The organism is Ruegeria sp. C11 (genome assembly GCF_056537725.1).
In genome coordinates this window covers 166,923-187,770 of record NZ_JBQFSB010000009.1, presented here as the reverse complement: position 1 = coordinate 187,770, position 20,848 = coordinate 166,923, and the positions used below count along the sequence as shown (strand labels likewise).

The 20,848-nt window shown below is 54.6% G+C and carries 16 protein-coding genes; 9 read left to right on the top strand and 7 right to left on the bottom strand.

Translation table 11 applies throughout. The features are described from left to right. Positions 1-51: 51 nt before the first annotated feature. The 3 genes from ACR0NA_RS16815 (at position 52) to ACR0NA_RS16805 (ending at position 5,479) form a co-directional block, all read left to right on the top strand. A complete protein-coding gene (locus tag ACR0NA_RS16815; protein ID WP_480730840.1) occupies positions 52-3,903 on the top strand; it encodes an autotransporter outer membrane beta-barrel domain-containing protein in 3,852 nt (1,283 codons plus the stop codon). 139 nt (positions 3,904-4,042) lie between these two features. Beyond that, positions 4,043-4,369 carry a hypothetical protein gene (locus ACR0NA_RS16810; RefSeq protein ID WP_480730838.1) on the top strand — a complete coding sequence of 109 codons (327 nt, stop codon included), beginning with the start codon at positions 4,043-4,045 and terminating at the stop codon, positions 4,367-4,369. A gap of 243 nt (positions 4,370-4,612) precedes the next feature. Continuing rightward, complete coding sequence (locus ACR0NA_RS16805) at positions 4,613-5,479, top strand: alpha/beta fold hydrolase (protein WP_480730836.1); 867 nt, start codon at positions 4,613-4,615, stop codon at positions 5,477-5,479. Between the two features lie 104 nt (positions 5,480-5,583). On the opposite strand, the gene ACR0NA_RS16800 is transcribed toward ACR0NA_RS16805, so the two are convergent. Then, positions 5,584-6,090, bottom strand: a complete 507-nt coding sequence (locus ACR0NA_RS16800) for a hypothetical protein (RefSeq protein ID WP_480730834.1) — start codon at positions 6,088-6,090, stop codon at positions 5,584-5,586. A gap of 137 nt (positions 6,091-6,227) precedes the next feature. Then, on the bottom strand, positions 6,228-7,106 hold the full coding sequence (locus ACR0NA_RS16795) for a LysR substrate-binding domain-containing protein (protein ID WP_480730831.1): 879 nt from the start codon (positions 7,104-7,106) through the stop codon (positions 6,228-6,230). Positions 7,107-7,166: 60 nt separating this feature from the next. Between ACR0NA_RS16795 and ACR0NA_RS16790 the strand changes: the two genes are divergently transcribed. The 3 genes from ACR0NA_RS16790 to ACR0NA_RS16780 all read left to right on the top strand — a co-directional run bounded on the left by ACR0NA_RS16790 (position 7,167) and on the right by ACR0NA_RS16780 (position 10,471). Beyond that, complete coding sequence (locus ACR0NA_RS16790; protein ID WP_480730885.1) at positions 7,167-7,352, top strand: ectoine synthase; 186 nt, start codon at positions 7,167-7,169, stop codon at positions 7,350-7,352. 633 nt (positions 7,353-7,985) lie between these two features. Beyond that, positions 7,986-9,356 (top strand): beta strand repeat-containing protein, encoded by a 1,371-nt coding sequence (locus tag ACR0NA_RS16785; protein WP_480730829.1) that lies wholly within the window; start codon positions 7,986-7,988, stop codon positions 9,354-9,356. Then, complete coding sequence (locus ACR0NA_RS16780) at positions 9,338-10,471, top strand: TIGR03032 family protein (RefSeq protein ID WP_480730827.1); 1,134 nt, start codon at positions 9,338-9,340, stop codon at positions 10,469-10,471. The genes ACR0NA_RS16785 and ACR0NA_RS16780 overlap by 19 nt, the downstream gene beginning before the upstream one ends. Before the next feature lie 123 nt (positions 10,472-10,594). Here the strand turns inward: ACR0NA_RS16780 and ACR0NA_RS16775 are convergent, their stop codons facing one another. The 5 genes from ACR0NA_RS16775 to ACR0NA_RS16755 form a co-directional block, all read right to left on the bottom strand. Then, positions 10,595-12,574: a bifunctional 2',3'-cyclic-nucleotide 2'-phosphodiesterase/3'-nucleotidase gene (locus ACR0NA_RS16775; RefSeq protein WP_480730825.1), complete on the bottom strand. Its 1,980-nt coding sequence runs from the start codon at positions 12,572-12,574 to the stop codon at positions 10,595-10,597. A gap of 371 nt (positions 12,575-12,945) precedes the next feature. Next, on the bottom strand, positions 12,946-15,102 hold the full coding sequence (locus ACR0NA_RS16770) for a mechanosensitive ion channel family protein (protein ID WP_480730823.1): 2,157 nt from the start codon (positions 15,100-15,102) through the stop codon (positions 12,946-12,948). A 541-nt stretch (positions 15,103-15,643) separates the two neighbouring features. Continuing rightward, complete coding sequence (locus tag ACR0NA_RS16765; RefSeq protein ID WP_480730821.1) at positions 15,644-16,291, bottom strand: Crp/Fnr family transcriptional regulator; 648 nt, start codon at positions 16,289-16,291, stop codon at positions 15,644-15,646. 181 nt (positions 16,292-16,472) lie between these two features. Further along, a complete protein-coding gene (locus ACR0NA_RS16760; RefSeq protein WP_480730819.1) occupies positions 16,473-16,682 on the bottom strand; it encodes a hypothetical protein in 210 nt (69 codons plus the stop codon). Then, the gene (locus tag ACR0NA_RS16755) at positions 16,672-18,027 is read right to left on the bottom strand and encodes an aminotransferase-like domain-containing protein (RefSeq protein ID WP_480730817.1); all 1,356 of its coding nucleotides are present in this window, start codon (positions 18,025-18,027) and stop codon (positions 16,672-16,674) included. The genes ACR0NA_RS16760 and ACR0NA_RS16755 overlap by 11 nt, the downstream gene beginning before the upstream one ends. Before the next feature lie 147 nt (positions 18,028-18,174). Between ACR0NA_RS16755 and ACR0NA_RS16750 the strand changes: the two genes are divergently transcribed. The 3 genes from ACR0NA_RS16750 to ACR0NA_RS16740 all read left to right on the top strand — a co-directional run bounded on the left by ACR0NA_RS16750 (position 18,175) and on the right by ACR0NA_RS16740 (position 20,794). Beyond that, positions 18,175-19,035 (top strand): DMT family transporter, encoded by an 861-nt coding sequence (locus ACR0NA_RS16750; RefSeq protein ID WP_480730815.1) that lies wholly within the window; start codon positions 18,175-18,177, stop codon positions 19,033-19,035. Positions 19,036-19,316: 281 nt separating this feature from the next. Next, positions 19,317-20,108, top strand: a complete 792-nt coding sequence (locus tag ACR0NA_RS16745) for a TIGR01458 family HAD-type hydrolase (RefSeq protein WP_480730813.1) — start codon at positions 19,317-19,319, stop codon at positions 20,106-20,108. Between the two features lie 50 nt (positions 20,109-20,158). Continuing rightward, on the top strand, positions 20,159-20,794 hold the full coding sequence (locus ACR0NA_RS16740; RefSeq protein ID WP_480730883.1) for a glutathione S-transferase: 636 nt from the start codon (positions 20,159-20,161) through the stop codon (positions 20,792-20,794). Positions 20,795-20,848: the final 54 nt, after the last annotated feature.

Genomic DNA, 20,848 nt, shown 5'->3' with positions numbered 1-20,848 from the left:
CAGAGCACGAACCTGCCACACTATCGAGCAATCTTTCTGCGTGGCGGTCGGATGACTAAGTATAAGGGGCAAGCGGCAAGTTACGCTCCTGCATTGGGGCGCATGCTTTCAGGCGTTTCTGCAGCGGCACTTGGCGCAGTCCTTTCACTTGGCAATGGCGCGGCGATTGCTGGTACATGTGTATTCCAGGGTTTGCCAAGTAACATTGTGTGTTCCGGCCCGGCCGATCCGGCCACAGACGTGGGCGTGAATGTTATCCTAGGTGGGCCGGTCACAGTGACGACCACACCAGGGTTTGGCATCGACGCCAATGTAGGCGGCAACGCAATTGATCTGTTCAGTAATACAGATTTGACATTTGATGACCCAAACGGGTCATCAATCACCTCGGGCACGAATGACGCGCTTAGGACTGTCGTTTATGGCGGCGGCGATTTGGCGGTGACCACGACCGGTACGCTTAGCGGAGCACGTCACGGTATCTACGCTCGAAATTACGGCGTGTTTTCGCCAGGGAGTCTTTCAATCACAGCGGCGAATGTCAGCGGCGCGGCGGATGATGGGATTTATGCCAGGAATGACCGTGGCACGGACCTTTCCATCACAACCTCCGGGAGCGTTTCAGGGGACCGGTTCGGAATCTTTGCCCTAAACACCGGTAGCGGTGCGCTGACAATCTCGGCCGCAGATGTCTCCGGTAACACAACAGGTGACGGCATTTCAGCGGCAAATTCCGGTACCGATCTTTCCATCACTGCAACTGACCGGGTCTTCGGTAGCGATCGGGGGATTGCAGCCACAAACAACGGCAGCGGCGCATTGACGATTGCTGTTGAAGAGGTGGTTGGCCAGGGCGCGGAAGGAATTTCCGCGCAAAACAGAGGTTCCGATCTGACCATTACTGCGAGTGGACCGGTTCAGGGCGACTCTTTCGGTATCTACGCCAACAACGGCGGCACGGGTGCCCTGACAATCACAACTACGGAAGTCACCAGCACCAACAGCTTTGGGATAAGGGCGGCAAATCACGGCTCCGGCACCAAATTATCGGTTACGGCATCGGGTACTGTAACGGGTGCTCGCGATGCAATTTACGCAAGTGGTCGCGGAACGACCGGAGGCATAGCTATTGACGTCAAAGACGCGATCAGCACAGATGATGGATACGGCATCAATGCCCGTAACTATGGCAGAGGAGCACTGGTGATTTCTGCGGCCAATGTCACCGGATCCTCCAACAATTCGGGCATTCTCGCCATTAATAGAGGCACCGATCTTTCGATTACGACAAGCGGGCTGGTGACAAGCAACTGGCGTGGGATTTCCGCAAGTAACACCGGCACCGGCGATTTGACCCTTTCGGTCGCGGATGTGACATCAACCCGCCTGAACGGGCTGAACCTGAATAACTATGGGGCGAACCTGTCGGTCACATCCTCTGGCACGATCAGCGGTGCTACACACGGAATTCAGGCACGAAACGACGGCTCCGGAGCCCTGACAATTGCAGCGAAGGATGTCACCGGAACTCTCGGTAGTGGCATCTATGCCCAAAACTCTGGCACGGATCTTTCAATAACATCGTCGGGAGCCGTGTCAGGTGGGTCGTTCGGGATATACGCGCGCAACGATGGCAGTGGAGCGCTGACGATTGCGACGTCAGACGTCACTGGCACTGCCGGGGAGGGAATGCTCCTTTATAATGGCTCCTCAGGAACAGACTTGTCGATCACCGCTTCGGGGACAGTCACTGGCACTACCGGACTTGCAGCCATTAACCGAGGCAGCGGTGCGCTGACGATTTCGACGGCAGACATCACTGGCACCACGGGCAACGGTCTATTAGCACAGAACGAAAAAGGCACCGATCTTTCAGTCACATCCACTGGTATGATCAGCGGCGCTACAAACGGGATATACGCGCGCAACCAAGGCAGTGGTGCCTTGACGATTGAAGCCGCGAATGTCAGCGGTGCCCGCTATGGCATCCACGCCCGAAACTTTGGTTCAGGCCTGACATCGGTTACCGTATCCGGCGCTGTTTCAGGGGGTACTGGTGCTGGGATTCTGACCCGGACGAGCAGCGGGCCGAGCGTGATCACGCTAGAAAGCGGTGCGTCGGTCTCCTCCATGTCTGGCGAGGCGATTGTCGACGGTGATGGCGGCAATAGCCATGTTATTCTGCGGTCGGGATCAGCGATTGCCGGTGAGGTGTTGCTGAGTGACGGCATCGACGCGCTGACGATTGAAGGGGGCGCAGATATCAGCGCGGCAACCCTGTTCGACGGCGGCGGCGGTACGCAGGACATGCTGACCTTTTCAAACTTCAGCGGCGGTTTTGATGGCGCTCTGTTCACCAATTGGGAAAACCTGACGGCAGACAATGGAAGTGTTCTGACTCTGGACAGTTCAGCATCAGGTATTGGATTTATCGCGGCAAACAACGGTTCGACCATCACGGCCGGGGATGCAAACCTGTCTCTGAATAGCAGCCTGCGGATCGACACAACCAGCAGTTTCCGGTCCGGGTTTGACGGATCGGGTGCGGTCAGTGTCAACGGTGACGTCAGCAACGATGGCCTTATTAGTTTGATGGATGGGCACGGGGGTGATCGCCTGACCATCGGCGGCAATCTGTCGGGGTCCGGTTCTGTGGCGCTCGACGTTGATTTCACCGCCGGAACCAACGACCAATTGATTGTGACAGGTAACAGCACAGGGGCACAGCAGGGGCTGCAGGTTCGGAAATCCGGTGGCCATGCAAACCTGCAGACCTATGCGCTAGCCTCAGTTACCGGCACGAGTTCCGCCAACGATTTCCGTCTGGCGAACGGTGATTTCGTGACCAAAGGCGGAGAAGCCGCAATCGTGGGAGGCGCATATACCTTCCTGCTCGACTACGATCCGGCAACCGGTGAATTCGTTCTCACTCCCTTCACGGCAAACGGCGGGGTGAACATGAATCCGAACCGTGCATTCCTTGCTGCCGGCATCCAGCAGTTCAGCGACCAGATTGCATTGGATGGGGCGTTGCGCCGCCTGACCGGCAGAACAGGTAGTGAAGACGCTAACACCGTCAGCCGGTCCCTGATCGAACTCAGCTCTACAGACCAACCGCTGGTCTGGCTGAACGCTGAAGGTGGGCGTGACCGCTATACGTCAGGAGGTCGCACGAATGAAACGACAAGCGGCGGCCTGCGTGTGGGCGCCAGTCTGCCATTTGCCGAGATCGGCCGCGGCTCCTTGATCGGTGGGTTTGAGTTCGGTGCAACAACACTGTCGACAAACAGCGAAACATCTTTGGCTGACGGCAAGATTGACACCGACGCCTACGATGTGACGCTGAGCGCGTTGTGGTTGGCTGATAGTCAACTCTATCTGGACGGCCAAGTGCGTTATGCGATCTTTGACAGCACAACCCGGCTGGCAGGCGGACAGGAAGTTGACACCGACGGCGATGGATATGCGGCCTCGATCGAGATTGGCAAGTTCTTCCGCATGAACAATGGCCTGAATATCATTCCGCAAGCGCAGCTTCTCTACAGCAGTGTTGATGCCGACGATCTCAACGATGTTTCAAGCGGTGTCGCCGGAACGGTCTCTGACGGCGATACGCTGAGTGCGCGCATAGGTTTGCGGGCCGAGCGGGAGTTCGGCACCGGCGTCTTTTTTGGCCAGTTCGACTACTACCATGCTTTTGATGATGAAACCGGGGTTTCATTCGGCAATAACACAATTCTGACCGAGCGCGGCAGGAACAACCTTGCCCTAACACTGGGAGGACACATGGACATCGCAGCAAACACCATTTTGTTCGGAGAAGTATCCGCCCAGAGCGGGTTTGGCAGCAGTTCTGATGACTATGGCGTTGCTGGCCAACTGGGTTTCGAATTCCGGTTCTGAATCCTCCTCCACGAGACAAAGACGGCGCACGCCCCCTCACGCCGTCTCTTGTGGGCCACCGCGCAGCTCACTCACAAAAACACTCACGGGCAAAGGTGGCCCACAACCAATTAACCGATCAAACAGAAGGATCAACATAATGAAAACTCTAATCTCCACGGCACTGGTTTTGGCGGCATTGGCCGTTCATTCGCCGGCTCAGGCGGAAGATTTGGAATTCCTGCTCTACAACGACAGCAGTGCCGACCTGATAGAATTCAACGTCTCCCCTGCATCATCCGATGATTGGGAAGCAAACCTATTGGCGGGTGGCTATCTGGCCCCTGGATATGAAGTTGGCGTGGATATCGCAGACGGATTGACGACCTGCGTCTATGATATCCGTGGCGTCTTTGCCGACGGTTCCGAAGCCGAAGATTACGAGCTGAACCTGTGTGATCTGGGTGAATACACTTTCACCGACTAGGTATAGATGCATTCGTAACGGCGAAAGCTCCGAGAAGTCGGAGCTTTCCTCAAGCACTCGATCAGATTGCCACAAAACAAGCTGCTCAGTCCGGATAGAGCCAAAACTGACAACTGCGCTTCATTATGCGGATCAATGAATATGATACCTAATAGGTGAGAACGGCTCGTATCATTGGATCAGTTCTTAGCCAGCACTCTAGTAAACCAATAGCCTAAGGGTTTTTCATTTTAGGAGATCAACGTGACCAACCAAATAACTCTCAGAGATGGTAGAACACTCGCTTACAGCACTTACGGCGACCCAAACGGGACACCTGTGATTTTTAGCCATGGGTTTTCAGACTCTCATGTAATCCGTCAGCCCGACGACAGTCTAACCGCTTCGCTTGGAGTGCGATGGATTGCAGCAGATCAGCCCGGTGTCGGAGGGTCGAGTCCGAAGAAGGATCGGAAAATGGTCGATTGGGGCGCTGATATGGAGGCCCTGGCGGACCATCTTGGCCTCGATACATTCAACGTCGCGGGCCATTCCGGGGGCGGTCCTCACGCTTTGGCGGTGGCATTTCACATGCCCGAACGTGTGCGCAGAGTTGCACTCGCTTCTCCTGTGGCGCCATTCGATGAGCCCGGCGTTACTAAAATGCTGGTATTGAAGGATTTGAAGACCATCGCGAAACTGCACCATCTGACTGTATTGATCCGCTGGGCAGAGCGTGTGGGCGCTAAAAGTGCTCTGAAAGACATACCTTCATACGTGGAGTCTGTCGTTGACCAAATGCCCAACGAAGCCAAAACAATACTCCGCAATCCAGAGCAGCAGGCCTTGTTCGAAGAGAACTTTCGTCTTGGTTATCAACAACACGAGGAAGGTGTTTTCGAAATGACCATGGCTCTTTGGGACTGGGGATTTTCGCCAACTGCTATCCGGCAACCGGTGGAGATGTTTTACGGTACTGCAGACGATATCATCTCGCCTGAAATGCCTCGACACCTTTGCTCTGAACTTCCCAACTGCACAGCGCACGAGTGGGCGGGCGCAGGACATTATGGGTTTGTGGACCGCGAACGGTGGACCGAATTTGTCGGCGCGGTTGCCAGTCTGTCGTAGCAAGTCAACGGAAACTTTGGCGGCAGAATAAGTGTGGGTCCGGACCAATCTGATCAGAGGATTCTGCCTTTGATCAGAGGTCCGCAGTGAGCCTGAAGTTGCTTTCAGATCATTGGGTCATATGCCCATTGCAACAAGGCTTGCCGTTGGCGTGGGCGACAGAAGATATCCCCCGGAAAGCAATTAGCACGAATTTGGCCAGCGTGACGGGAAAATGCTCTCCAACGTTTAATCTGGATTGCATCGATTTCTGGGATGCGTCGACCTAAAAAATAGCGGCAATACCACTGAAACCACCCTCGCGGGTCAGGTCCATAAATCCAACCCTTTTGCCGCCAATGCGAGAGAGGCTGACGGCTCTTTACGCCGAAATAATTGTACTTTGGATCTGGCGTATCACTTATCTTTGCTTTTTCGAACCAGCTTGACGGGAATTCACTGACGCAATCGTTGCAGTATTTCCCTTCAAACACGCCCATTTCCAACATTTCTTTTGGAGACAAGAATGGTCGAAATTCTGGCGAAAAATTCTCGCCCACGGGCGCCTCTAACCGATATGTGTAACCGGTCTGCATGCGGTCGCTAACTTTGATTAAATCGCCGATTTTCATCCCTCAATAAATATAAGGAAATTCAAATGGTTCCAGTCTCAAATCTCGGCAATGTCCCCTTTGTCCGCATTGGAGCCAATTTCTGCGAGAATTGGACCGATGACCGCTCTTGCGGAAACAGAACTGAAGCTTGAAGCTCAAACAGACATGAGCCACTTTTTGAACGTTCTCACTGTGGCCCGCTCTTCTTCGCCCGGTCGGCAAACAAAGTAGAGCCCACGGTTCAATGGAACGCTAGTTTCATCGAGACGGGTCAGCCGACCGAGTTCCAAGTCTCTTGCTGCCAATAAGTGCCTCGCCAATGCCACACCTTGCCCATCAATCGCGGCCTCCAAAAGAACAGCGCTGTCCACAAATTTGGTGTTTCGTGAATTGATCCGATCTGCGCTCAGCCCAACTTGCGCCGCCCAGATGTCCCACCCGGTATTGAACGCATCGTGCAACAATGGGAAGTCAGCCACATCCTCGGCGCGCATTGGCAGCGGCATTTTCTCAACGAGGGACGGCGCGGCGACGACAATCAATTCCTCTTGTCTGATTTGCTCATGATAGAGCCCATCCCAACCGGGTACCCCAAACCGCAAGGCGACATCGACCCCGGACCTATCAAAATCGGCAAAGGCATCATTTGTGTCCAGCAACAAGGTGATATCCGGATGCTCTTGCTGAAACGAGCTTAACAAAGGCACAAGCCATTTGAGCGCCAGTGATGTGGACAAAGATACCGTGATCGATTGGCGTTGATGCTGTCGCTTCACCTCCGACACACCCAACTGCAAGGCAGAAAACGCCCCGCGTGTTGACTGGTGCAGACGCTCCCCGGCCTCGGTCAGTTCAACACCATTGGGCCGACGATGAAAAAGCGTCACTCCAAGGTGCAGTTCCAGCAACTTGATTTGCCGACTGATCGCGCCGTGAGTGACGTTCAAAACATCCGCTGCCTTTGTCAGGCTGGAATGGGTCGCGGTTTCGTCAAAGGCCTGCAGGGCGCGGAGGTGTCTGAGGTTTTCCGTCATGTGAGAATATCTAACAGCAGTATCAAAAAACTCGATAGGGATATTTAGTTTCAAAGAGTTATATCGGGGTCAACCGAAGAAACTTCACGCAATCTAGTTGATCGAGAGACGTATGACCGACATGTCGCCCAAGCCACGGACGCCAGCTTCACGCCTGTCTGCGCCTTCACCCCTCCCCTCAGCGGGCAAGAAGTTCACCGCAAAGACGGAAGCTACTGCCTTGGAAGCAAATTCGGGCAGATATGAGCAGAAAGACGAAACTCGACCTCAAAATTACAATTGAAAGCGGCAATAGAGCACTGCAGAGGAATGGCAAAGTGGCGAACATTACTCCGTCGCTTTTTGGCAATGGTGACTGTCGTCTCAGCTCCGAAAAATCCCACATGAGCCCGGACATTTATCAGTGCGCCACTGACGACACCTCTTGAGATCACGACAGATGAAGTTGTGACCATCACTCACATACGTGCAAGGGGCGCAACGCGCGGACCAATCACATCAACGAAAAGAAATAGATCGGCGTTCCGAAGACGTCGGCGGAAAGTAAATTTGGGTAGGCATTGAATGACCACGAAACAGGCAAACACCGCACAGAAACCGGCGCACAGCAGCATGAAGCGCCTCGTTCTAAATTCAGCCGTTGCGGCGAGTATCTCCGGGTTGGGTTACTCGCGGCAGGTTTATGCGGGGAGTTGTTCCTTTTCGTATGCGACGAACACGTACCTCTGTACCGGTCCCGCGAGCCCCACAGGCACCGACAGTGGTCAAACTATTAATGGCGGGAACAATCTGGTCGTAACATCCAGCCCTGATTTCGGGCTCGAAAACTCCAACTCACCTGCATCCGCCGATGCTCTGCGCCTGCGAGCGACTGGTTCAATGTCAGTAACGATTTCTGGAAACGTGACAGGAAATCAGAGAGATATCAGCGCTCTGAATTATGGTTTCAGCAGCGGTACGTCGACGATAACAACGACAGGAACCGTAATCGGCGAAGGCGGAAATGGTATCTACGCCAGAAACCGCAGCAGCGGTTCAAGAGCCACAGATCTGACCATCAACGCAGTGGATGTAACCGGTGCGGGGGACGGTATTTACGCACGTAACGGAGGCATCGGAAATCTATCCGTCACTGCATCCGGACAGGTGCAAGGTGTTTCCACGAACGCACCGGGCGATGCTCTCTATGGCATCTATGCTCGCAATGAGGCAACGGGAGGTGACCTCACCATAGCGGCAAATCACTCCACGGGGGGGCTTCAGGGCGCTGGCATCGATGCGCGTAACGAAGGCACTGGAAATCTGACCATCACTGCATCCGGACAGGTGCGGGGTGGGATCTTTGCAGACGGCATCTACGCTCGCAATGAAGCAACGGGAGGTGGCCTCACCATAATTGCAAAGCACTCCGCGGGGGGGCACGACGGCATTGATGCGCGCAACTACGGTACTGGCGATGTGTCGGTTTCTGTGACGGGCGACCTTATCAGCGGCGGTGACAATGGTGATCGCGGTGTCGAGGTTCGCTATAGTGCTGCGGGCGGTGCCGTTACGGTCGATGTGGCAACAGTCGTTTCAGAAGACAGCGGCGTTTTCGTTCGTAATCAGGGCACGGGCGATCTGAACATTTCGGCTTTAGGTTCAGTAACGAGTAATGGGGCCGCTGGGGGCACTGGCGGTCCTGGTTTTGATGTACAACACGGCGGTACAGGCAACATCGATATTACGGCTTTTGGTGAAGTAAACAGTAACGATTCAGGTTTCGAAGTGAGGCACAGCGGCTCGGGTGACGTGAACCTTACCGCCGGATCCAATGTAACGACGGGCGGGACCGCAATTCGAGTTCAGCATAACGGCCCTACCGGTTCAGTGAATGTAACAACCTTGGGGGATGTCGACGGTCAGGGCAGCAATGGAATCTTAGTCCTGAATAACAGCTCGGGTGCTTTAACAATTTCCAGTGCAAGTACTGTATCTGGCGCAAACGATTTCGGAATTGCGGCCGGCAATACCGGCACTGATCTGTCTATAGATCTAGTCAATGCGTCAGGTGACAATGCCGGTGTCGCCGCATTCAATTCCGGTACGGGTGATTTGTCGATCACCAGCTCGGGAACCGTCACTGCCACAAACGGTTCAGGAGTTTATGCCAGAAACGCAGGCGTAAATCTGACCGTCGATGCCACCGAAGTAATGGGCACAGATTTTGGCATAGACGCTGAAACAACAGGATGGATGAAAACGACGTGAATGGTTCTGCGGAAAGTCAGCCTGAGCACATTGCCGAAGACGCGATGTATGCGCCTGCAAAATCAGATGCGTCTGATGTGCACTACTCGATATCTGCCGGGTTTTCGGCGCGGTTGACAGGCCTCGGGCTTTCGATTGCCTTTTCGTCCTATCAATCCGGGTTGTTGTATCTTGTCGGTACCAAACCGGATGGCGGGGTCAATATCCACCAGATGAGTCTTACTCGCCCGATAGGTCTGCACCGGCATGGTGCGCACGGGCTGTCTGTGGCTGCTGACGATCAGATCTTGCACTTTCAGAACGTTCTGGAACCGAAAGAGCGGATGAACGACATTTTCGACGCGGGGTTCATGCCCCGGCGGAGTGAATTCACCGGCCGGCTGGATTTGCATGATCTGGGCGTCGATGCGGATGGGCGGTCGATTTTCGTCAACACGCGCTACAATTGTCTGGCCACACCCGACCCGCGCCACAGTTTTCGCGAGGTCTGGCGGCCGCCTTTCGTCTCAGCATTGGTGGACGAGGATCGATGCCATCTGAACGGATTGGCGATGCAAAACGGGCGGCCTCGATATGTCACCGCAGTCAGCCGCTCAAACACGATCGATGGATGGCGCGACCGGCGCGCGGATGGCGGAATTGTCATCGATGCCGAGAGTGACGAAATCGTCTGCGAAGGTCACTCGATGCCGCACTCTCCTCGGGTGCACGAAGGACGCCTTTGGGTTCTGAACTCGGGCCGAGGCGAACTGGGCGAAGTTGAGTTCGACAGCAACGGCAAAGGCCGGTTTGTACCCCATGCCTTCTGCCCCGGCTTCACACGAGGCCTAGCGATCCATGGCCGCTTTGCGTTTGTCGGATTGTCCAAGCCACGCTACCAACGGTTCGAAGGGTTGGAGCTGGACGCAAAACTGGCCGAGGCCGACAGTAATCCTTTGTGTGGCATTCAGATCATCGACCTTGAGACCAAAACCTGCGTTGACTGGTTGCGCATCGACGGGGCGGTGGCCGAACTTTACGACCTTGAACTGCTGCCAGGTCACCTTTGCCCAATTGCCGTTGCGCCAGGCACGCCCGATGCGGCTTCGCTGGTAACGCTGCCTCAGTCCAGCTAGCAGTTCCCAATGTGAATTGACTGCAACAATCCAGATCGCGAGATACTTTTTACGATCCAACAATCAGCGTGAGCCCGCCACCAACTTCATTCGGTGGCAGGTGAATTTAGCACACAGGTCGGATCAAAGTTTGATGCGGAACGCCGCGAAGCCGTCTGTTCCTTCCCCGGCATCCTCAATTGAGACACCTTTGACGTCGCCCATGTAATCCCGCGCTTTCGGGCCGGTTTCGAACAATACGGTCGTGTCCTCAAGCGGAGCAAACGACCAATTGGCATCTGCTTTGGGGTCAATCGTGCCCTGCTCGACGATGTAGCGCACGATGACGTCGCGGTTGGTATCCGGAGCCTCGAATACGACAGTGTCGCCTAGTGCGCCAGGGAAAGAACCGCCGCCAGATGCACGATAGTTGTTGGTGGCGATGATGAACTCCATGTCATCCGTGACCGGCGCACCGTTGAAAGCAAGATTCACGATTCGGGCTGCATCGGGGTTTACCTCTTCGCCCTTTGGCCCAAAGCGCGATGGCTGAGACAGGTCGATCTGATAGGTCACACCATCCATCACATCGAAATTGTAGGATGGGAATTCCGGGTTCAAAAGGATCGCATCCTTGGAGCCTACTTCAACCTGATTGAACATGCCGGCCGAGCGTTCCAGCCAACCACGCACCTGCGCACCGTTCACCCGGACCGCACGCACCGTGTTTGGGTAGAGATAAAGATCAGCAACATTCTTGATGGCAACATCACCGACAGGAACATCGGTGTAATAGTCTGGGCCACCACGACCGCCAGCCTTGAAGGGTGCTGCCGCTGACAGGATGGGCAGGCCTTCGTGCTCGGTGCCTTTCAGCATCTCTTCGATATACCATTTCTGCGCGATCGAGACGATTTGCACAGACGGGTCATCCGCGACAAGCGCAAAATAGCTGTGCAACGGGGCCGAAGTCTTCCCAACAGCGCGGCGCACATAAGCCAGCGTTTCGTCGTGTTCCTTTGCAACCGACGCCAGAACATTCTGATCATCGCCTACCAGAGCTGTGATCGAGCGGTCTTCGTTGCGTTTGGAAATGGGCCGCGCCTCGGACGTAGTCGTCACTACGCGCCATTCATTTCCGTCCCGTTCCAAAAGCAGGTCCAGCAGACCAAGGTGCGACCCCCAAAAGCCGCCCATGACGGCGGGTTTGCCCATCAGCGTGCCGTTGTCCACATCGATCCCGGGGCGGTCTGCAAAAGTCGGTGACGGGAACACCAGGTGATTGTGACCCGTGACCAGCGCGTCGATCCCTTCGACACCGGCCAGAACGACTGATGCGTTTTCCATGCCATCTTCGTGATCGGCGCCACCAATCCCTGAATGCGACAGAGCGATGATCAGATCACATCCCTGTTCCCTCATCTCAGGTACATAAGCCCGAGCTGTCTCGACGATATCTCGCGCTTCGACGTTGCCTTCAAGATGCTTGCGATCCCAGTTCATAATCTGGGGCGGCGTGAAGCCTATTACACCGATTTTGATCGGATGTTTGGCCCCGTCGCCCATTTCGATTTCGCGGTCGAGGATGGCGTAAGGCTGCACAAGCGTCTTGTCGTCGCGTGGGTTTGCACCTTTTTCTTTTGCCACATTGGCCAGAACAACCGGGAATTCTGCCCCTGCCAACGCCTTGTCCAAAAACTCCAGACCGTAGTTGAATTCGTGATTGCCGAGCGTGGCAGCATCATAACCGACGGTGTTGAACGCGGTGATGATTGGGTGGCTGTCCCCATCTTTCATGCCACGTTCGTAGGCGATGTAATCGCCCATCGGATTGCCCTGCAGAAAGTCGCCGTTGTCTACAAGCATCGAATTCGTCGCTTCCGACCGGATTTCGTTGATGATTGACGCAGTTCGGGACAGACCCACCGTGTCACGAGGTTTGTCTGCATAGTAGTCATACGGGAAGACATGGACATGTATGTCTGTGGTTTCCATGATCCGTAAATGCGCCTGATTGCTGGCCGCGGCCGCTGAAAATGGATGCAGGGTGATGGCCGCAGCACTGGCAGTCGTAGTGGCGAGGAACTGGCGACGGGATATTAGTGATCTGCTGGAGAACGACATAGGTCACCTTTCAAGTTTGTTGGTCAACGCGCCTTTTGTCGGATTCTCACAACAACCGTATGACACGGGTTGCCAGCACATCTGACGCGTCGTTTGTAGGCGGTTATGTTCAGTACCATACCCAAACTTCATGTGTTTGCTAGGGTATGGCAGGTGGGAAACCCTCTGCCGGGGCAATGCTGAAATCTTGTGGCCATTGACGCGCGCGCCACCAGCAGGTGGCCGACAAGAGCGACGCCTACACCGCAGGCCTCAAATTCATCCGCAAAATGCCGAAGAGCTTGGGCCGCCTGATACAAAAACAGATGGTTGAGGCGGAATCGGCCAGCCAAAACTTCTTAACGGAACAAAAGTTTGCGACAGAGGTCGTTTCACCCTTCGTTGAGTTGCTCGTTTTTTTCCAGACCCGGGACCGCAACACGTACTTCACGGCGAGCGAAATCTATCCCGTTCTCTTTGAAAGCAGCCTTCACTCGGTTGAAAATTTCTTTTCGCAAGGTGAATTGCTTGCCGGGAATGGCCATAAACTTGCCTCGGATAATCATTCCAACATCGTCGAAGTCGAACACGCCCTGAGATTTAAAGGGCTGCAGGAATCCATCCTTATGCGTTTCATCCTCCATCATTTCTGCACCGATCCGCTTGAAAATCTTTTTGACCTTGTTGGGATCAGTGTCGAAGGGCACGGTGAATTTCAGCTTCATGATAACCCAGTCGCGGCTGAAATTTGTCAGCTTTTGAATTTCGCCATACGGGATGGTGTGCACCGGCCCGCGATGGTGGCGCAGTTGCATCGACCGGACTGAAATTTTTTCGACCGTGCCCATGGTGCCGCCCACGTCTACGTATTCACCGACGCGGAAGGCATCGTCGACCAAGAAGAAAACTCCTCCCACAATGTCCGAGACCAGTTTCTGCGCGCCAAATCCGATGGCCAGACCCAGAACACCGGCACCTGCCAGCAGGGGCGTGATATCCAAGCCCAACGCGCTCAGCGCGAGCAGAGCGAAGATTACGGCGATAGCGACCTGAGCAGTGACACGTAACAAGGGCAGAACGGTTGCCAAACGAGAACCACCTGCGCCTCCGCCTTCGCCAGCCTCTTCATCCGGGCTTTGATCGGCGGTTTGTTCTTTTGCCAGTCGACGGTTAATCCAGAGCGCTACGATCTCATTCAGGACGTAGCCGACCGCGACGATAATAAAGAACTGAATCAGCTTGCTACCGGATTCATCACTTCCTCCGGCGATTTCCTGAAGGTCCAGATCCCAGGTATTGGCGATCATCAGAACGACCAGAATTCCGGCCAGAACCCGACCAATTCGAATGTAGCTGCGTTTGGTCGATTTGTAGGCATGCTCGGCCACCGGGCCTTCACCCTGCATCGGAGGCTGCAGATGGCGCACCAAGCCACGTATCAAAGTGTCAAGCGCAGGGGCGATCAGCAACCAGAACATCGTGGTAAAGTGCGCGCCCTCACCCAATAGCGCGAAAACGGCGGGGTTACGCTGCGCGGACAGATATTCGACCAGCAGCCACGTACCGGCAGATACTGCAATCGCAAAATAGGGGTAATATCGCGCTACTTCGTCGTCAAAATGGGTACGGTCCGGATCCGTCCCCCGCATCATGTCCGACAGGCCCTCACGAGCCGTCCAGGCAATCAATCCGACGTAGATATGTATCGCAGTATTCAGCCAGAATCCAAGGCGAGCCTCCCCCGGCATAACACCGTTCATCGCGTTAAACCCGAGGATGAACAGAGTGAACCCGATCAACAGGAATAGTCCGAGCAGATTGCGATGCAGATACTTCGCCCAGTGGTCATCAACGTTGACCAGCCGCAAGCCGGATTGTTTCGGTGCCAAGATAAACCGGGAAATGGCCGCGCCCAACCGCGGGAACCAGATCAGATAGAACACAAACGGGGCAGCCTGGGCGATCTGCTGCTCGTCCAGCAACCGACGAGCCACAAAAACCAGCGTGAAAAAAAAGACCAGAAGCCCAAGAAATTCACAGCAGAACCGTTTGAACAAAAAAGTGACGGCACCGCGAAGATTGGTCGAGGCGTCTCCATCAACCACCTTAATCCAACGGCGGGTCCACAATCCCACGACCTGTTCTGCGGCAGCACCGACGGCCAGAGCCAGAAAGGTATAGGCAAACAGGGTCATCAGCCCGCCTGCCCCAAAGGAGCTGGTGAAATTCGAAAAAGCTTCAATCTGAGCGGTGACCAGAAGCGGGACTTTCCTGATCACATCCAGCCATGATGCAGTCATTGCCGAAACTGTTTCCGAAATTGCCTGAACTCCGCCTTTGCTGGCTTGGCTGGCTTCGTCCTGCTGTGCCGCCACCGCGTCCAACCGTTTCAGCAAGGTGGCGCGCACCTGATCGTCCGACATGCGCGCAATCAATTCATCAACCTGTTGCGGCGTCAGGTCCTCGGGTATGGTGACAGGGGCGAGGTTTGCGGAACTTTCTTGTGCGTTTGCTGACCATTGCCCCGCCAGAAGCAGCACTATGGCCACGGTCGCTATCCATTTGAAATGCCTGCTCACTTCCGCCCTCAATTATCTGCAATTACCCACTTGATTTAAGTGGCAACTTGAGCCGACTGAATATAGCGATCCGATTGCGCAGATGTGTTCATTTGAGCAGTTTCCCGGTCTTACCAAATTGGAAACGACAGTTTTTTGGACATTGATCAAGGTCAGGATCAGGTTGCCGTTCAGCGGCGAAAGGCTGGATTGATCTGGCCATGCCCGGCCGAATACTGCCAGGTTCCCAGATGTGACCGGAGCCTTTTGGGATATCTTTACTATTGCGATCAACTGGATGGTTTAGCATTGGTTAAGCCCTTTTGCGCTGAGGGCAAACAGAGCTTGTGTAAAGGTCTGCCGATTTCTTCAAATGAACACTTCTGCCGCGTGCACACGGGTATAGTCCCACCTGCAGGCGGCGATCAGTTGGTCATCATCCGGGGCAAAGAACGGACCAAAGTCACCACTCATTCCAACTGATCGCCAATATTCAAGCGAAACTCATTGCTGACAAATGGGCCCCGATACCTCACGACGTGCTCTGGGCCACTGTTTTCAAAAGGTCACGATCAATAACTTCCAATCGGTTGTATCCGGTTTTTACTGCACCACCATCAGTCAGCGATTTCAGCGCCCTTCTAACGCTGGACTTTGACATACCCAATGTCGCAGCCAGATCACTTTGGCGCAGCTTTATCGTTGCTACGTTGGACGACAGCCGTAGCAGCTGGCGCGCCAGACGCGTTTCAGGTGTAAGCGACTGAGACTCGCCAATAAATGCAATCAAGCCCAGAATCTGATTTATTGTCAGCGCATAGAATTCGGGCCAGAACTCAGGATGTTGCCGCAACAGGCCTCGCAAAGCTCGGGCCGGTACAAAAAAGAGACTGCTGTCGACGGACGTCACAAGATTGAACGGGCGCGGCATTTTGGGCAACAACGACCCATGACCGACCCATGCCCCCGGGTTTAACCTCAGTGTCACCACTTCCTCGACGTCCTCCGGCGCAAACTCAAGGTCCAATGCACCGATCCCGACACCGTACATCCCGTCGGTCTCGTCACCATCCCGAAAAAGTGTAGTTCCCGCCGACAACTCTAGCCACCGCCCGTTGTTGGCGAACCATTCCCGCAGCCCGTCAGAGCACCCAGACAACCATCCCAGGCTATCGAACAATTGCGCATCCTTGTTCGGGTACTTCCTTGAGGCGGCCATAGATCATCACTCACTGAAAATTGCACTTTACGCACTGCTACTAAATATTTGCGTTGGTTCAAATTGCTGACGATCAATAAGATGTTTGCCTGCTGCGGCTCAGAGCAAAAGAAACTTATGCTGAGACCCGCCGACTAGTCATTTACCACATCGCTACGATAGTAACGGCCCATAAAGCGCGTGGATGTGCCCCGGGAAATTTGGTTTCGGACACATCCAGCTTAAGCTTGACATCTGCGCGCGTCAGCCAATCCGTGACCAGTACATTTGCCTGAGCGCCAATCAAGGCGTCCGACTGAATACGACCAATCGAAAGATGGGCAAGTTGGCGAAACTTCCAATTATGCGTCACTCATTAGATTCCGGAGTAGTTCCGTTTGGGTTTTTCCTGTCATCTGGCTTACGTTGAAACGTAGAAACGAGTTTTTGGATTGTGTTGGGCTGAATACATTTCCAGGTGCCAGAACAACACCTCTCTTGAGAGCCATTCGCGCGAGCACTGCTGCATCCATCCCGTCGGGGAGCTCGCACCATAGGTAAAACCCACCTCTGGGCTTTACGAAGGGTCTTATGTTTATGGTGTTCAACTCTTTGATTGAACGCGTGCGGACCCGATCCAATTTGACCCTAAGCGCGTCCATATGTTTGCGATAGCTCCCGTCGGTGAGCGCCGCATGCAGCAATTCTGTGACCATCGGGCTGGGGCCGCCGAAGCTGATCGCCACCTGCAGTTCGGTCAGGGCCGCAATCCAATCAGGGCGCGCCGCTATGTATCCGCATCTGAGCGACGCCGAGAGCGTTTTGGAGAAGCTTCCAATCGTTAGAACCCGGTCCATCCCATCCAATGCTGCCAATCGCGGGGAAAGATCGGGTTCGAATTCGGAGAAGATGGCATCTTCTACGATTTGCAGATCATATGCCTCAGCCAAAGATAACACGCGGTGTGCCGTAGCTGCGGCAATCGTCGCACCCGTTGGATTGTGCAAAGCCGAGTTTGTCAGGTAGAGCCGTGGGCGTTCTTTGCTAAGTACGCATTCAAACTGGGTTAAGTCGGGGCCATTGGGCGTATATGGGACACTGACAATTGTGATCTGATGCGCCCTCAATAACGCTTGAAAATTGAAGTAACACGGATCATCCACCAAAACCGTATCACCAGGCTTGAGAAGCATTCTGCAAATTAGATCCAGTGCCTGAGATCCGGAATTGGTAAGCAGAACAGTATCGGGGTCCACCTCTATGTCCTGGTCGCACAACGCCCGTGCCACATGCTTTCGCAGACCAGCATGGCCCTGCGCGCTACTATAGTCGGTGAGCACACTACCTTCGCCACGCGCCACACCGCGCATGGCTCGTCGAAGCGACTCGACCGGCATCCAGTCGGCAGGCATCCAGCCACATCCGGGCTTTGCAATGTCGTCTCCGGCATCAATCGATTGTCGAGCCACCCAAAGCGGGTCGATTTCCCGATCAAGCTGCGGCCCGGTTTGAGATACCACGAACGGCCGTGCGCGGTCTGTCACAAAGAAGCCAGAGCCGCGTCGGGCAAAAATAGCCCCTTCAGCAGCCAAGACATCATAGGCCTCTACCACCGTCGAAGGCGACACGCCCAGTCGGGACGCGAGGCCTCGGACCGAAGGCAGTTTGTCGCCAGCGCCGAGTGATCGAGACCGAATACGACGATTGATGTGTTCCATCACAAGGGTTCGACGGGTCGCTGTCACCATTTCCGACCTTCTCTGTATGGCATCATCTAGCAGTACAGTTTGTAGCAATTGTGTTGCTTTGTACCTGCATCTGTTGCGCCACTCCAGCTACAAGGTCCAAAAAAGGACCCTTTGTTGATGAATTCCTCATTCTCTGGTTGGGGTAGCGGGCTGCTCGGTGTGTTGATCTTCAGCGGGTCACTACCTGCCACGCGGGTGGCTGTAGGCGGTCTGGACCCGTTCTTTCTGACATCAATTCGAGCGGTTTTGGCGGCTGTACTTGCCCTATTCTTGCTCGTCTTCTTCAAAGAAAAGCAGCCACCGCGTGCGGATCTGATTTCTGTTTTGATTGTGGCCTTGGGCGTGGTGATCGGCTTTCCGCTTTTGACGGCGCTGGCATTGCAGCACATCACTGCCGCGCATTCGATTGTCTTTATCGGCCTCTTACCTTTGAGCACTGCTGCCTTTGGCGTGCTGCGGGGTGGTGAACGCCCGTCCGCGATGTTCTGGGTATTTTCAGTTTTGGGCAGCGTGGCTGTCGTTGGTTTTGCACTTACACAAAGTGCCGATGCATCGCTCATCGGAGATCTCTTTATGGTGGCAGCCATCGTAGTATGCGGTTTGGGGTACGCCGAAGGTGCACTGCTGTCGCGCCGATATGGCGGATGGCAGGTAATCTCCTGGGCGCTTGTCTATTCGCTACCGTTCATGACCGCTTTTGCACTTTTGACTTGGCCTGACACATATAGCGGGCTGAACTTGCCAGTCTGGCTCAGTTTGGGCTACGTCTCGATCTTTTCGATGCTGGTTGGCTTTGTCTTCTGGTATCGCGGCCTGGCGCTGGGTGGCACGGCAGGTGTCGGGCAACTTCAGCTCCTTCAGCCGTTCTTCGGCTTGATCCTTGCAGCAGCCTTTTTGGCAGAACCGATAGCGCCATCCATGATCGGGATCACGATTTTTGTGGTTGTCTGCGTGGCCGGGGCAAAGCGCTTTGCTTAAAAGACCATAGCCTTCTGCATTACAATTCCCGAAAGCGGTCATCCGTGATCAGTGCAGAATTATTCCAGCATCCTGATCTCCACCGCGGCAAGCACGGATACGCGTTCTCTGATAGGTTGGCGGTGGAGTTCCGGGGTGGGAACAACGAGATTTCACCGAACAGTAGAACTGACAATCGTTACATCATTTGGGACGGAATGCTCTTTCAGAGATCACCGGTTCCGGATGGCGCAGTAGGTGCATAATTTGACGCCTCGCGTAGGCTCGGGCACAGTTTGACAATGATCCAAACAGTACTGCTTGATGTCTCCGGAGTTCTCTACCAAGGGACCGAAGCGATCCCCGGAGCCGCGAAGGCTCTTACCCATTTGCGCTCCAGCGGGCGGCAAGTGAGATGTCTCACTAACAGCACCCGGCAGCCAAAGCATCGCATTATGGGCAAGCTGCACGATCTTGGGTTCGACATTCAACCTGACGAGTTATTTACGCCTGTTGCCGCCGCCCTCGATTGGTTGGTCCACACGGGGCATAGCCCGCATTTGCTCGTCCATCCTGCGCTTGAGGAGGAATTTTCCTGCTGCGATCGCAGTGGGCCGCCCGCCGTTATAGTTGGCGATGCGGCTCAAAAATTTTCCTATAAAAACATGAACCAAGCCTACCGGTTGTTGCAGAAGGGGGCACCTTTGATCGCTCTCGCGAACAACCGCATTTTCATGGATGAGGATGGGGAGTTGAGCCTTGATGCGGGCTGCTTCGTCAAAGCGTTGGAACACGCCAGCGGAATTCGGGCCCGACTGTTCGGCAAACCGGACCCCGGGTTTTTCAGGGCTGCTGTTGCTGGCACCGGAACCTCGCCTGCCCAATCGGCAATGATCGGCGATGATGCTGAAAGCGATATTGCTGGCGCACTGGCTGCAGGCTTGGCAGAGGCGTATCTGGTGCGCACCGGAAAATTCCGTGAAGGTGACGAGACCCGATTTGCCCCTGAACCAACGGCTACCGTGGCCGATATTTGCGAAGCGGTGGGTTGCTTGACCGGACGTGACAACTTGGAGGCAGAAGCTCCAACTTGACGGTCAAGGAAGGGTTTGACCGTGCTGGCGGAATGCAGATAAATCCTCACATGGCTTATCACCCAATATTATGGACGTTCCGCCGGTGCCCATATGCAATCAGAGCTCGTCTTGCATTGGCGAGCTCGGGCGTCAAAGTCGAATTGCGTGAAATCCGCCTAAAGGAGAAACCACAAGCATTCTTGCAAACATCTGCATCCGCTACGGTGCCGGCGCTTCGTCTTCAGGACAGGGTTTTTGACGAAAGCCTGGATATCATGATCTGGACTCTCGAACAGAATGACCCGCAGCGACTTCTGGACATGCCTCAGGAAGGGTGGGACTTGATCGCGGAAAATGATGGTCCATTCAAGGATGCACTGGATCGCACAAAATATGCTACGCGCTATCCAGAAGTTGACCATGCAGCAGAGCGCAAGAAAGCTGAGAGCTATTTGATCAAACTTGAAGAACGGCTGACCAGTCAATCTTGGCTTTTTGGAGATCGCCCAACCCTTGCAGATCTGGCGCTTTTGCCCTTTGTCCGCCAGTTCGCCCATATAGACAGGGAATGGTTTGACGCACAGAAATGGCCGAATTTGATTGCATGGCTGGATCGTTTCCTGGCAAGCGAAGCCTTCGCAAACGTAATGAACAAGCACGCGCCGTGGGCAGACGGCGACACACCGCTTTGGTTGAATGGCTAGACCAAGCATGGCGGACCGGACCTTGCGGCAAAAGGGCAGTATAAATCACGAGCA

What these genes read in the sequence shown, in the direction of transcription:
- ACR0NA_RS16740 (WP_480730883.1), top strand. Translation starts at nt 20,159, where the DNA reads ATGGCTTATCACCCAATATTATGGACGTTCCGCCGGTGCCCATATGCA.
- ACR0NA_RS16795 (WP_480730831.1), bottom strand. Translation starts at nt 7,106, where the DNA reads ATGACGGAAAACCTCAGACACCTCCGCGCCCTGCAGGCCTTTGACGAA.
- ACR0NA_RS16785 (WP_480730829.1), top strand. Translation starts at nt 7,986, where the DNA reads ATGTCAGTAACGATTTCTGGAAACGTGACAGGAAATCAGAGAGATATC.
- ACR0NA_RS16815 (WP_480730840.1), top strand. Translation starts at nt 52, where the DNA reads ATGACTAAGTATAAGGGGCAAGCGGCAAGTTACGCTCCTGCATTGGGG.
- ACR0NA_RS16745 (WP_480730813.1), top strand. Translation starts at nt 19,317, where the DNA reads ATGATCCAAACAGTACTGCTTGATGTCTCCGGAGTTCTCTACCAAGGG.
- ACR0NA_RS16755 (WP_480730817.1), bottom strand. Translation starts at nt 18,027, where the DNA reads ATGGAACACATCAATCGTCGTATTCGGTCTCGATCACTCGGCGCTGGC.
- ACR0NA_RS16800 (WP_480730834.1), bottom strand. Translation starts at nt 6,090, where the DNA reads ATGAAAATCGGCGATTTAATCAAAGTTAGCGACCGCATGCAGACCGGT.
- ACR0NA_RS16750 (WP_480730815.1), top strand. Translation starts at nt 18,175, where the DNA reads ATGAATTCCTCATTCTCTGGTTGGGGTAGCGGGCTGCTCGGTGTGTTG.
- ACR0NA_RS16780 (WP_480730827.1), top strand. Translation starts at nt 9,338, where the DNA reads ATGGATGAAAACGACGTGAATGGTTCTGCGGAAAGTCAGCCTGAGCAC.
- ACR0NA_RS16775 (WP_480730825.1), bottom strand. Translation starts at nt 12,574, where the DNA reads ATGTCGTTCTCCAGCAGATCACTAATATCCCGTCGCCAGTTCCTCGCC.
- ACR0NA_RS16810 (WP_480730838.1), top strand. Translation starts at nt 4,043, where the DNA reads ATGAAAACTCTAATCTCCACGGCACTGGTTTTGGCGGCATTGGCCGTT.